Source organism: Niastella yeongjuensis (assembly GCF_900110245.1).
In the GTDB taxonomy this organism is placed as follows: domain Bacteria; phylum Bacteroidota; class Bacteroidia; order Chitinophagales; family Chitinophagaceae; genus Niastella; species Niastella yeongjuensis.
In genome coordinates, this window is sequence record NZ_FOCZ01000002.1 from 1 (window position 1) to 13,237 (window position 13,237).

The following is a 13,237-nucleotide window of genomic DNA, read 5'->3' on the forward strand; positions in this document are numbered from 1 at the left end:
CTTACCGGCTGGTATATCTTTATATGTCCTACCTCTGCAAACAATCCGTTACCAGCAGATGGTACAATTTCAATAGGTGCAAAACCTCCCTTCTCGGTCACTTTCGTACCTTTTGAGAGTCTGGCCTTCCAATTATAGAAAGTACCTTCCGCAATATGTAAACCAGCGCAGAAAGCTTTTACGCTCAGTCCGCTCTTTTCCCAATCCCGCAATAACAGCTCGATTTCCTGCTTGCTCCTGAAAAATTTAGCCTTCTTAGGTTTGGCTATCGATTCCATACACTGCTTTTAATGAGCTAAGCTAATGTTCCTTTTGCTCTTTAAAGAGATGTACTTGGTCGAGAGGATACATATATTATGCAACATTGCTGGAATTCTTTAATAGCATTTTGTTGCATAACATTATTTAATATAAAAGAACGGACCATCATAATTGTCGTCATTGTCATCTAGAATAATGCTTTCCCTATTTCTACACCTGTGAAGTTAAAGGTCTTCTCAGTAAAGTAACTGAAATGCTGTTGAAGGCTTCAGTTTTAATCATACGAGCGGCTCCATTTTCTTAAAGACTTTCTAACTTCTTTTTTTGTCAATGTCCAAATGTTAATTATAACAATACTGTCATTATCAAATCCATTAGAATAGCTTTTTGCAGTCAATACTTCAGTCCTAACGATTGCTTTTTTCGAAATTCGCAAGCTGTCATTTGTAATAAGATAACCATTCAGGAAGTAGGTTTTATTCTTGTTCAAATAGTCAGACTTTCTTTTATAATCAACCTGCGAAGGAATAATAAAGTCAAAAGTTTGCTTTGTTTCTTCTACAATAACGCCATTTGTTCCAATGTCACCATATGTTTTGTAGGCGTCAGGACATTTTATAACATCAACATGTCGAAGCAAGCTTGCATTTACCTCTTCAGTTCGGATTACAACTCCGTTTGCAATCAATATGCTTCTACAGTGTTTTGTTCCTTTGATTGTGTGACTTTTTACCGACTTGAAATACTCGTCGCAAATACCAGGTGTAATTTTTTTACTTGTCGAACAAGCTGAAAGAAAAAGTAAGGCAAATATTGAAATTTGACGCATTGACATTCTCATGTACATTAATCTGTGAAAATTAAGGCACGGATCATTGGATTAAAGATAATATGTTAATATTAATATTTTTTATGCGAGTTTTTAACTTTATTCATTTACAGACCTATTTCAAAGAAAATACTTCCCTGTCCAATACTTTTGCTAACGAATCAAGTGGTACATTCTGCTGCGTTAAATAGTGCTCCTCCAACTTTCTAAAAGCTTCATTAGCCACCCAGGCATTTAACGCACGCTGGTGAATATAACTGGCGTATTGGCCCTGTGTCAGTACGTTGTAAATAAGGGGTGCAATATCCTGGTTAATAAATTGAATCCCTGGCCGTCCGTTGTATTTACCGCAGTATGAAAGCTTACTATAGATCGCTTGCTTAATTAACTCTTTTTGTCTGTCTGATAACTGTACAATACCGTCCATTTCTTTTACAAACAAGTCAAATATGCCGGCAGTATCGGTGGGATGTCGTTCTGTCCATTTTGTATAGTTGTTGCGTACAAGGTGTTTCCATTTATCCGGAGAAGCATTTTTTTGTAACAATTCCGTTTTCTCGAGATTCTCCTTTTTCAGATCCACGAATTTATCAACGCTACCATACTTATGAGCAAGCAACGATTGTATGCCATTATATACCTGCAGGTCAAGATCCACAAATTTTAATTGTCCGGCATTCAGGATCGCTACCTGCTTCATCGAAAATGCTTCTTCCATTAAAAGATCGAATGAAAACAACCTTTTATCGAAACCTGTTTTTTCAACCATGTTAACCCACTGCGGCATGTTTTCCCTGCCACTGAATTCATCAATGGTCATATAGGAGGCAGGGAGCGGCCCATTTTTTTCAATTACCACTACCACCTGCTTGTCTTTTATCAGCAAAGCCCGATAATTACTGCTATCGATCTGCATATAGTTAATAACACTGCTATCAACGATCAACTGCCGGGCTGTACCAGTAAAATGACAATATGGTATTATAATTACCTGAATGGTATTTGTGAGGAATTCCTTCACCCTGCCTTCATTTGCTCCATTTTGAAGAATAGTCTGTTTCAGCGTGGTCTTATAGTTGTCAAGCATCTTTTCCAGCTTATTTTGGGCATACAGGGATGCCGAAAAAGTGCTTAATAATATCACTAATAAAACTTTCATATATCTCATACTGTCAAATTTATCATTTACAACCTGTAATAGGATAGGCGTACAGTGCTACATCCCCGGTATTCCAGTCGTTATACAACATGGATGACTGGCCTCCGGTGTCCGGGTCTACATAATACAGGCGACGGTTATTAGGGTCAGAAGATTCGTCGTACCCAATGATAACAACACTATGGTACCCATTGCTATTTTTTATGGTAGTCAAAATTGGGTTTCCGGCATCCAGTGATGTAATGGCCCCATTGTAAGCGCTCGTGGTAAATTGTGCATTTACATAACCGGTCATTTCGCTCAACGGTATGCCATCTACCGAAACGTTTGCGCCGGCATGAGCAGTCTCATATTGGCTAATATAATAACTTTCACTGTGATTACCGCCGCATACAGCTTCATTTAAATATGACATGGTTGCGGGAACGCAGGTCATTGGAGAGGTTTGCATTTTAATTTTCAATTTCATATTCGCCTTCGCATACTTTGGCTTTGGCTTATATTCCGCAGGGGGCGGATCCGCGACCGGTTGCGGGTAAGTGTATGTGGGGTCATATCCGGTTATATAAGGGTCGTCCTGATATAACATCTGATTCATAAGCCACGACCAGTCTATGTCATCTACACTGTGATCGGGATTGGTAGAAGCAGTAACAGTTACCGCATCAAGCCAGTTCCAGTTAATTCCATCGTCAGGGTTCGCTTGTGCGTATACGGTCACCGCATCGAGAAATGTCCAGGGATGATCGGCAGGTGGATCGCCCCAGCCGTCTGTGTTGGACATAAAGGATTCGAAGTCATCGGAAATATCGGCATATTCATCATAAAATCCACCATCGTCCAATACGTCAGAAAATCCCTCCTCGGTATAATCATCCCACCAATCGTCGTCAAAATCATAGTCTGTTGTACACCCCCCGGTATAATCTGCTCCTAAGGCGGCTGCAACATTTCCTTCATAGGATGTAGCCAGGTTTTCCTTACTATCTACTGCAAGTCTATTAACCGAAATGTCATTTTTGTAATTGCCAACCAGATTAACTTTTAAAAATCCATCCGCCGGTGCTATGCTTCCAAAGGTGTGCGCGCCTTTTCTTGAAACTTTCTTACTATAACTTTTTGTTAGCAACATATCCTTGTCATAGAAAGAATAGACCAGGGAAGGCTTTCTGGTTTGCCTTATCCCTTTTATAACATCAGGGACCGCTAAACCGATACCAACACCCAGTGTTGGTAAGATCTCGTTTGACCGGGAGTGTGGTGCCTTTTCTGTAACAGGACCGGATAAACTTTTATTTACCTGATAAGCTGCAATACCACCAACAATTGCCTTTATTGCCCCCTTTAGAAAATAATGGTGCCGTGGGGCGAATTCAACATCGGGGCAAACGAAAATGCTATCTCCTTTATGAACGGGAATTAACTTGCCAGTGATGGCATTGGGTTCGAAAGACTTTGTTGGCAGCGGCGGCTTTTCTCTTTGATTAGCGGGATGTACTTGTTGGGCAGATGCCTGAATGCTCGCTACGGCGAGGATAAGGCTTAAGCAGATGAGCTTCATAGTTAGGTTTGGTTATAAAGAATGGTATTTCTAAAATTAACAAAACAATGTAAATTCCTGAAATTATTTTGCGCAGACCAAGAACATTTTGCTCAACAAGTATTTTGACTTAGTTTGTAGACAACTGCGTCATATGAAATATAATTATCATTTCCTCTTCTTGTTGTTAGTGCAACTTTTCATGATTGCTTCGTTTAGGGCGAAAGGTCAGAATGATACTTCAACTTATGGAAAAACATTTACACTCGGGAAGGCACACCCTTTTTTATTGTTAACTGAAGAACAGGTGGTGTCAATTCGAAAAAGCCTAAAAACAACTCCCTGGAAAGGAGCTTGTTGGGAATTGCTCAAAGAGGATGCTAATAAATACCTCAGTCAAAAAATTGAAATCCCCAACCGGGGTGGTAATTGGGATCATTACTATGTTAACCCTGTTACCGGCTCTCCCCTTTCAAGAGGTAAGTTGGTTGGGAATTGGAAGTGGCAACATATTGATAAGGTGACCGGTCAGGTTTTCTCTGGCGACACGTCATTGCCAGAGAAAGATTATGATGGCGTAATTGTCGGTCTCATACATAATGCCTGGGCGCTTGGCGTATTGGAACTTGGCCTTGCTTATCAAATTTCAGAGAAGCCGGTTTATGCGCAAAAAGCAATGGATATTTTACTATACTACGCAAAGTTGTATCCCAAACTTCCTATTCGGAATCGTAAAACAGAAAACTTTTCAGCTGTAGGATCTGGCAAAATACATGTTCAGGACCTGGATGAATCTCAATGGCTGGTTTCAATGATACAAGGAGCAGATCTGGTATGGAATACGCTTTCCTCACAAGAGCAGGATACAATAACCAACCAGTTATTACTACCAGCAGCTGCCGTTATAAAAAAGCGACGAGCCGAAATTTCAAATATTCAATGTTGGAAAATTGCTGCCATGGGCATGGTTGGCTTATTCACAGGGGAACAAAAGTATTTTAATGCAGCAACAGTAGATTCTTTGGGAGGCATCGGCGCCCAAATTACAAAAGGATTCAATAAAGAGGGCATCAACTTGGATTTATCACCGAGCTATCAGGATTTTTCATTGCAACCACTTGTTTTATTAACAACTGCGTTGCAGAATTGTGGCTATAATACTATCCCATCATTACAAAAAATGTTTGAAACCCCCATTTTAATGTCAACGCCGGGGTTATCATTACCAGCGTTCAACGATTCTAAACCTATAAACCTAAGATATCTTGCCTATTTATACGAATGGGCCTACACGCATTATAAATCGCCTATTTTTTCGGAGGTGCTAACGAGGTCGAACAGAGGAAGATATCAAAATATTGGATCTTCCTATAGAGGATGGTCTTTATTATTTGGCAGCGAAGAACTACTTCAGGCGCCACAAAGGACAACAGGTAACAAGAATTTTGAAAAATCCGGCATCGCTCTTTTGTCAATAGGAAAAGGTGACAGCAGCCTTTCCTGTTATTTTAAGTATACAAACCAGTTAAAAAAGCGTGTTCATTTCCAAAATGCGCAGTTAGACTTTGGCATTCTAAAAGGAAATAAACAAATAGCCATTATTCCTGGAAATGCCAGTTATGCCTCAAGATTATCTGACGGCTGGTATCGGCATGGACTTGGACACAATTCGTTTATCTTCAATGAAAAAGAGCAAAAGCGATCTTCCGGCCAATGCCTGGCTTTTGGAGAAAGCAAAGGTGTTAGTTATGCAGTCGCAGAAACAACCAATGCCTATGACTCCGTTCGTTTTGTTCGTTGCATAGCTGTTCTTGATGAAAATACCGTTCTGATCGTTGATCAATTTAGATCTGGTAGAAAAGATAGCACCCTTTTCGATATTGCATACCACCAGGCAGGCGTATGGGACAATGAGAAAAGGGGGAAAGACTGGAAGGCGCCCAATGCAAACGGCTATGCTTATGTTGCCAATACCAAAATCATTAAAAAGCAAAATCAGATTGAGCTGAGCACCAGGCTTGGAGCGGAAGGCAAAGTAAGCTTAAGCGGTACCACTACAGTGCAAATGGACATCATAACAGGCTATGGAAGACCCTTTGAAGGCCTGGATGTTCCTGCTGCCATTTTCCGGATCAATGCCAGTGAGGGCGCATTGGCCTATTGTATTTCAACCAAAGGGGAAAAATTTAAAGTAGAGCTTACCAGGCTGCCATCTACCGACAAGGAAGATTCACTCCGGGGTTATAGAATTATGGCAATAGTGAAAAATTCGGAAGGGAAGAGAACCGGCATTACTATAGCTCCTTATTCCATGGATAAAAACGCAAAAGTAAGTATTGAATACGCTGATGACAAAACTGCCCAATATGACCCAAAACAGTAATGATAGAAAATGATTGTCAATTTTAATGCAGCTAACCGCTTCAGATCGGCCGGAAAGTGATTGACGAGATGATGCCGTACACGTAGCGGCGTTTTATTGTTGGATTGATTTTTCTTCTGTAAATATTATGTCACCCGAGGTAATATGATAAACCAATTGTGATTTTTTAATTGTCAACTGGCTGTATTCTTTGCAATCAATAATGCTCAGGAGATTGTTGTGAGCTTTCCATTTATATACTTTGGCCGAGTTGTCGTCGGCATGTTCATATATGTCTTTTTTTTCAGGAGGAACATCTGCAATGACGCTGGTGGAAACAGTTACAGAGTCTTTTTTAAAGTTCAACAAACAATAAGTGTATATCGTGCCCAATTCATCTTTACAAAGTTGTCCGATTTCGGCTTTAAAAGTCTTATTAGTCAGCTTCGTTTGTGCTTTTAAGCCGCTTGCAAAGGAAGTCAACAATGCCTGGGATAAAAATAGTTTTATAAGACCGGTTTTCATGCTATTTGTTTTCTTTTAAACAATCCTGTACTTGTACTCGTAGGCCTGTTCAAGAATGGTAATATCAGCGAGTGGGTATTTGCCGTGTATATCAATCTCTCCGCCTTCCACCTCTTTTTTAAATTGTTCATTCATTTCTTGCAATCAGGCCCTGTACATAAGTGTCATTTTCTAATTGACGGGATGGCTTTAGTTTATTGTATTTAGGATGGGGCATGTATTTTTGTGGTAATTCATCCTGGTGCGGTTTTTTCCAGATCCGTTCATACGAACCGTTGTCTTTTGCTGCATCCCAACGAGAGATCCCACCGGATTTTAATGAAACGATCCGCTCGTAATGAAATAAAAAATTGATGCCGTTTTTACTCCAGTCACAACCGCAAAAAATGTCATAATAAGAGAAGTAATCTTTGGAGATCGTCTTTATTGTAATGCCGGCGATCCCCATTATGGATTTAACGTTCTCATATTTTATATGCCGGAACTTCTTTTCGTTTTCGGAGCTGTATCGTCTGATATCCCGTAAATTCCAAAGTATTTTTTCTGTGATAATGTGTACGATCTTTTCCTGGTTGTTAAATATAAAATCCAGCGTATTCAATTGTTCAACGTATGGGTCGGGGTTGTCAGTCAGGTCGTCTTCGAACCGGATGGTCACCACTCCTTTAGCGGGTAATTCAGAAGAAATGGAGGCGTAAGGGCCGCGTCGTTCCTGGAATCCGGCAAATGCCGGCAGTTCTATTTCGTACGACCAATCACCATTGAGCTCAAAATTGTCTTTGTTCATCATATTTTACACTAAAATCATTTTCTTCTGGCCGCTTCGTTTGCATATAAGTAAGCTATATAGCAAAATTGTAAAAAAAACGGCAATTGTGCAATAGGAGAGTGGACATGACTTATTATACAGGGGCGCACACCCGAAGAAATAATATGCCGAATGGTAGTGAAATGGTACAATAATGCGTGGGGTATTACACCGGAACAGCCTGGATATGGCCTGGACCCCTTCCAGGGACTCCCCTTGCATAAGGCTAGTCCCAGGCGGTCTCCAGGCAGTCCGCAGGCCATTCCCAGGCCATTCCCCCCGGCATCTACCCCTTAATATTTGTCCCGCCAGTAGCTAAATGCTGGTTTAATAAATGTAATGCCCACTCGCAAAACGGTATTTTTACCAATACCAGGCCATCTTGCAAACTCAACCTAAAAGCATTTATTTTGTGCCCGGAATTATCAAAATCATAAACCACCTTTATTTTGAAACGTATTGCATTGCTTTTCCTGCTGGGGCTTTGCCTGCAGGTATCCGCCCAGAAAAATTATCAAAGAGGCCTGGTCGTTCTTACAAACGGCGACACCTTAAAAGGCTGGATCGACTACCGCAACTGGCATGTTAACCCCACTTCGTTCGGGTTCAAACAGGATTCCCTAGGCGACAATGTCCGCCAGTTTACAACTACAGATATCAGCTTTTTTCAGGTAGCTGGCGACAAATACCTGAAAGCCTTTATAACAAAAGACATGCTGCCAGTTGATTTTGGTAACCTGGCATCTGACTCAGCAGAAAACCAACAAACAGATACCGCTTTTTTAAGGGTGCTGGTAGAAGGGCCTGTACTGAATTTATACGAAGTGTACGATTTTAAACCACACTATTACATACAGGACAGCACTAAAAGTTATCGCGAACTTACTTATAAATGTTCCTGGGACGAAGTGAATAACCGGGTGAAAACACGTAATTATTTCCATAGCGAATTAATAGCTTATTTAACCCTCCAACCACGATACGATAAAAAACTTACCCACCAGATAGAACATATGGGTTACACGGATAAAGAGATAGCAAAAGCGGTAGCAGCCCTGAATGGTTTAACAGGTCAAAGCGTTCCTTATGTTTCTAACAACAACAAAAAGTCTCTTTCATTTTATGCCGGGGCGGGCGCGATATATAGTACCATGACGTTTAGTGGAGATGACCCTTATTTAAAAGCATTTGATTTTGACTGGAAGACCACTCCAGCAATAATGGCTGGTGTAGAACTTTTCTCGGTAAGGAACTTTAGCGAACTTTCATTCAGGCTTGAGGTCGCGTACAGTTCAATAGGCTATAAAACTGACAACCTCGTTAAAAGGAGCGGTTCTGGTACCGATACTGTTCACTATGAAATTAAACAGCGGAATTTTACCCCTTCAGCTACCGTTTTATATCACATTGTAAGAAAAGAAAAGTTCCGGTATTATATAGGTGCGCAGTTCGCAGTCAACATATCCCGTTATCCTGCCAACGCATTAACAGCGAAGCATCAATACACAACATATCCTTCTAAAATCGATAACTATCTTCAAATAAATAATGATTGGCCTGTTGTTAATATTAAAACAGGGGCCATTATCAATCGCAGATGGGATGTAAGTATAACCGCTAATGTATGGGGTAGCAGTGTTAAAACCGATTTGATGCATAATACGGTTAAACAATACGCCTTGTGGCTGGCCTATCACTTCTTATAAGCAAATGTAAATTACTCAATAAAAGTCCCCGGTTTGTAGTCTGTGGGGCCTAACTTTTTGGCGCGCGTGGTCGGTAATAAATTTCACGATTGAAAATGATTACATTTGCATCCCCATGGTGCGGGTAGTTTAATTGGAAAAACGCCGTCCCGTCAGGACGGAGTCATAAGTTCGAGCCTTATTCCGGCCATTGGCTTTACGGAGGGATAATTTAATTGGAAAAATAGCGGCCAGCTAGGCCGAAGATGGGGGTTCGAGTCCTCTTCCCTTCTCCATCACCTATAAACGCTCTTTATCGCTATACTATCTGCATGGGCAGGATAAGTTTTCTCTGACTGATACCTGCTCATTTCAAGACTGCCGTTCCTTCTGCTCATTGCTTCTATCAACCTGTTTCTTTCTACTTCAGGCAGGCTCATTTTACCCAGATTCAGGTTTATCAGATTTGGCCTCCGCTCAATCAATTCAACCAATAAAGCAGCTGATGCATCAGATAGCTCATTGGCTTTCGCTTCCAGTACTTTTGTTGAGGGCGCATAGCCAAGGTCAAGGCTTTTTAGATTGTCGTTTGTCTGCAACGTAGTAAATAATAATTCCATGCCTTTACCGGTAATACCACAACTGGCCAGACTTAGTTCCTCCAGCGTAGAATTGACTGCCAATCCCGGAATAAGTGCTGCCACACCCTCATCCCCAATATTGTTTACACTCAGGTAAAGCGACTTCAGGTGTTTGTTGCGGGCCAGCATTTTACCAACATACTTCATTGTGTTGGCCGTAAGGAAATTGCCGCTGAGGTATAAACGCTCTACCGAATCATTTTGCTCCATGTATTCAAACAGGATATAAAACCCCTCGCCTGCGCGGGTATTTACCAGGTCGAGCGTGCGCAGCTGTTTATTGCCAGATAACATTTTTATTATAGCCGGCATACTTTCAGCACCAATGGGATTTCTTTTAAACCAAATGCTTTTTACGCTAGGGCTTACTTCCACCGCTTCACAAATAGCCTTGCACCCCTCCTGTTCAATATAATTACAACCCAGGTAAACCGTTTCAATAGAATGGTTGGCCGCTACCAGTTTTGCCACAGCGGCAGCGCCGACATTGCCAAACGCATTGGTGCCTAGCAGTAAGTGCTTTACTACCTGGTTGTTCATTAAAGGTATAGCTACCTGCTCCAAACCCCGTATTCCCAACTGCTGTTTACACATATCTAAACGACCGTCGGCGGTAATGGTTCCCACTGGGAAGGCGGTGTTGATTGCAGGCAGTGGGGCATTGCTATTTAAAAAGTCAATAACCGGTTGTAAATTCTTTTGAGGAAAAGGGAAATCGGCTTTTACATGATCAACAGGACAGTGTATCTGATTAGGTTGCATAAAACAAAATAGTTGATTGTTATCACCACGCAAATGGTACATAATCTTTTAAAAAGTGACCAAACAAAGGCAAACCGGCTTGGGTTACCCCGCTTACAATGGGGTCATAAATTCTTGCCATACCATCGGTTTCATCGAGCGGCGGTACAAAGCCTTCCTCATGATATATTCGCTCTTTATCAGGATAAGGGTTCTCCTGGGTGATCCAGCCCGTATCTACGCTGTTCATAAATATTCCGCTCAGTGCATAGTCCTGGGCGGATGTTCTGGTCATCATATTGAGTGCCGCCTTGGCCATATTTGTATGCGGGTGAAAAGGTGTTTTAGAAGAACGGTTGAACTGACCCTCCATGGCAGATACATTTATAATGAATTTTCTTTCAAAGGGTGATCTTACCATCATCTCTTTTAACTGGCTGTTCAGCATAAACGGCGCTGTTACATTTACCAACTGGGTTTCCAGCATTTCAACCGGCGGCACCTCTTCCAGTAGTAACTTCCAGCTGTTGTTTGTTCTTAGATCTATCTGTTGGCCATCTTTATCGTATTGATTGGCAGGGAACATGGTTTCGGTCTCATAAGGCAACAAGTGTTGTTCCCAATGGCCCAACTGAAACTGGAATACAGCAGGCGATACCAGGCATTGTTGCAGATTGACAGGCAAAGCCTGCACCCCGTTCTGCTCAAATTCGAATAGATGTTTGTAAAACTCCGCCGGCCGTTTTATGGTTTGCGCGGCATTGTTGATGATAATGTCAAGGTGTGTTTCCTGCTCCTGCAGAAGTTTTATAAAACTTCTTACCTGTACCAGGTTACGAAGATCGAGTGAAACAATTTTCAGCCGATGCGCCCACTCGGAGAAATCTTTTTCTTCACTAAACCGCATAGCACAATCATTGGCGAACCGGGTGGTTACCCACACTTTGGCGCCGTCGCGTAATAGGCGCAATGCGGTAAGGTAACCGATCTTTATTCTTCCGCCGGTTATCAATGCTATCCGGTTTGACAAATCGGCCTTTTGTTGCCGGCGTGTATAGTTAAACTCCGCACAGGCTGGACAAAGCTGGTGGTAGAAAAAATGAACTTTTTTATAGGGCGTTTTACAGATATAACATTTCTGGTAGCTGGTTAACTCAAGCGACGCTGTAGTATCAAAGCTTTTTTCGTCGTTGGGCAACTCGTACTTTTTATGCAAAACAGTTTGGGTCAAAACAAGCTTCTTGTCATACTGTTTCAGCAGGTCCTGTTGTTGTGAGATCTTCTTTACCTTTTGTGCCGATAGCAAATCGGTAGAAGTGATTAACTTCCTGACTGGTTCCTCAACCCTGTTAAGCTTGTTTTCCTTTTTCGCCCTCCGGTACAATTTGGTGACCAGGCCTTTCAACATATGCGTATCCAGCGATTTCTCAGGGTCTCGTGATAATACCTGTAATACTTTTATACAGGCCTCCCATTCTGCCTGTGTAAATTCATTTTTCATAGCTAGGTTTCTGTAAGGTTATGTGGTTCCTGGGATTAAAGATAATGTGCCAATATTGATCGGCAAAGTCATTAATCAGGCAAAAAGGTTGTTTTTCACTGGTAGGGTAATGTCTGTAATATATTATCGTTGAAAATCCCAAAGGTCTAACCGAACTATGTTGTCTAACGTACCGCCAAACATTCCCATATGTCCCCTCTCATTCGCGTTGAATGTTCCAATTACTATCACATACTTATTATTAAACTTTTTGAGATCTTGTTTTTCCGCCAACTTGCTGGAAAAGTTGACCCAAAAGCTGTTCTCACTTATAGCGTGTTTGAAATCTTCTTCATGGAGATAGATCGCTTTGCCTTCAAATTCCAGATGTAAGTAGCCGATAACCTGTATCCGCTTACCATTGTATTTTTCCGGATTGGCAATTAGTTTTACCAAAGAGACGTTCTCCTTAACATCGAGCAGTTGATATGGTAACATTTCTGTCTCATCAACGCTGCCTTTGTTTGCCTGTCCACATGCTGTCACTGTAACGATAAGAAGAAAAACCGGTAGTAGATACAATTTCCTTGTCATATTCATTTAGGGTTGGAATTTTCTGATGCCACGCAAAATTCCAAAATACAAAATATATTCAAGAAGTTACTGCTGCAATAAAATTCAATGGCGTTATGGATTGACAGGTGGTTTGTGCGTTTGGATCCATCTGCCAGGCGCATGAACACCCTCCTATAGCTTAAAAAGTTTCTGTAGTTAATACGATCTGTGTGCCGGGCGTGTCAATGGCGGGATTATCTTCCGCCGAAATAAAAACCCTTGAAGGCTTATAGGAGCTTACTGCCGAAATATCCGCTTTTTTGGCTTTGGATAACATACTATGACCGGTATGCAGCTGGCCAATGTTTTTAGCGCCACCCTCTTTAGTTTCTATCCAGACAATATAGGTTTTTTTGGATGGTGTAAGCTTTTGGGGATCTGCAAGGTGGTCTACATGTATATCAATTTCATAGTTTTTGTTCTTGTCCTTTCTAACTTTCACACTGCCTTCCGCTTCCGGCACAACGGTTGAAGTAACAAATCGAACTGTTTTCTTTTGGCTATATGATGTAAGATAAAATATGATGGCTAGTGACAACAGGCACAACCTTAAAGTCATTGATAGTGTAGGTTTCATGGCGCAATTTTTTT

General features: G+C 41.3%; 12 protein-coding genes and 2 tRNA genes. 4 read left to right on the top strand and 10 right to left on the bottom strand.

Features of this window, described 5'->3' with window-relative positions; translation table 11 throughout:
• The 4 genes from tnpA to BMX95_RS04660 all read right to left on the bottom strand — a co-directional run.
• The coding region (tnpA, locus tag BMX95_RS04645) for an IS66 family insertion sequence element accessory protein TnpA (RefSeq protein ID WP_218149825.1) at positions 1–278 on the bottom strand (278 nt) is incomplete at its 3' end.
• A 257-nt stretch (positions 279–535) separates the two neighbouring features.
• Positions 536–1,096 (bottom strand): hypothetical protein, encoded by a 561-nt coding sequence (locus tag BMX95_RS04650; protein ID WP_133053928.1) that lies wholly within the window; start codon positions 1,094–1,096, stop codon positions 536–538.
• 109 nt (positions 1,097–1,205) lie between these two features.
• Complete coding sequence (locus tag BMX95_RS04655) at positions 1,206–2,258, bottom strand: hypothetical protein (protein WP_133053929.1); 1,053 nt, start codon at positions 2,256–2,258, stop codon at positions 1,206–1,208.
• A gap of 13 nt (positions 2,259–2,271) precedes the next feature.
• Positions 2,272–3,810, bottom strand: a complete 1,539-nt coding sequence (locus BMX95_RS04660; protein WP_081200826.1) for a C39 family peptidase — start codon at positions 3,808–3,810, stop codon at positions 2,272–2,274.
• Positions 3,811–3,943: 133 nt separating this feature from the next.
• Here BMX95_RS04660 and BMX95_RS04665 point away from each other — a divergent pair, with 133 nt between their 5' ends.
• Positions 3,944–6,172, top strand: a complete 2,229-nt coding sequence (locus tag BMX95_RS04665; protein WP_081200827.1) for an alginate lyase family protein — start codon at positions 3,944–3,946, stop codon at positions 6,170–6,172.
• 93 nt (positions 6,173–6,265) lie between these two features.
• Here BMX95_RS04665 and BMX95_RS04670 read toward each other — a convergent pair whose 3' ends face one another.
• Both BMX95_RS04670 and BMX95_RS04675 read right to left on the bottom strand, forming a co-directional pair.
• Positions 6,266–6,676 carry a hypothetical protein gene (locus BMX95_RS04670; protein WP_081200828.1) on the bottom strand — a complete coding sequence of 137 codons (411 nt, stop codon included), beginning with the start codon at positions 6,674–6,676 and terminating at the stop codon, positions 6,266–6,268.
• Between the two features lie 127 nt (positions 6,677–6,803).
• Positions 6,804–7,466: a DUF6985 domain-containing protein gene (locus BMX95_RS04675; protein ID WP_081200829.1), complete on the bottom strand. Its 663-nt coding sequence runs from the start codon at positions 7,464–7,466 to the stop codon at positions 6,804–6,806.
• Positions 7,467–7,933: 467 nt separating this feature from the next.
• Here BMX95_RS04675 and BMX95_RS04680 point away from each other — a divergent pair, with 467 nt between their 5' ends.
• The 3 genes from BMX95_RS04680 to BMX95_RS04690 all read left to right on the top strand — a co-directional run bounded on the left by BMX95_RS04680 (position 7,934) and on the right by BMX95_RS04690 (position 9,465).
• The gene (locus BMX95_RS04680) at positions 7,934–9,190 is read left to right on the top strand and encodes an outer membrane protein (protein ID WP_081200830.1); all 1,257 of its coding nucleotides are present in this window, start codon (positions 7,934–7,936) and stop codon (positions 9,188–9,190) included.
• Between the two features lie 118 nt (positions 9,191–9,308).
• Positions 9,309–9,380, top strand: a tRNA-Asp gene (locus BMX95_RS04685).
• 10 nt (positions 9,381–9,390) lie between these two features.
• Positions 9,391–9,465, top strand: a tRNA-Ser gene (locus BMX95_RS04690).
• Here the strand turns inward: BMX95_RS04690 and BMX95_RS04695 are convergent.
• From BMX95_RS04695 to BMX95_RS04710, 4 genes are all read right to left on the bottom strand, one after another.
• Positions 9,466–10,572, bottom strand: a complete 1,107-nt coding sequence (locus tag BMX95_RS04695; protein ID WP_165758947.1) for a leucine-rich repeat domain-containing protein — start codon at positions 10,570–10,572, stop codon at positions 9,466–9,468.
• A 22-nt stretch (positions 10,573–10,594) separates the two neighbouring features.
• Positions 10,595–12,052 (bottom strand): SDR family oxidoreductase, encoded by a 1,458-nt coding sequence (locus tag BMX95_RS04700; protein WP_081200832.1) that lies wholly within the window; start codon positions 12,050–12,052, stop codon positions 10,595–10,597.
• A 123-nt stretch (positions 12,053–12,175) separates the two neighbouring features.
• The gene (locus BMX95_RS04705; protein ID WP_133053930.1) at positions 12,176–12,625 is read right to left on the bottom strand and encodes a hypothetical protein; all 450 of its coding nucleotides are present in this window, start codon (positions 12,623–12,625) and stop codon (positions 12,176–12,178) included.
• Between the two features lie 160 nt (positions 12,626–12,785).
• The gene (locus tag BMX95_RS04710; RefSeq protein WP_133053931.1) at positions 12,786–13,223 is read right to left on the bottom strand and encodes a hypothetical protein; all 438 of its coding nucleotides are present in this window, start codon (positions 13,221–13,223) and stop codon (positions 12,786–12,788) included.
• Positions 13,224–13,237: the final 14 nt, after the last annotated feature.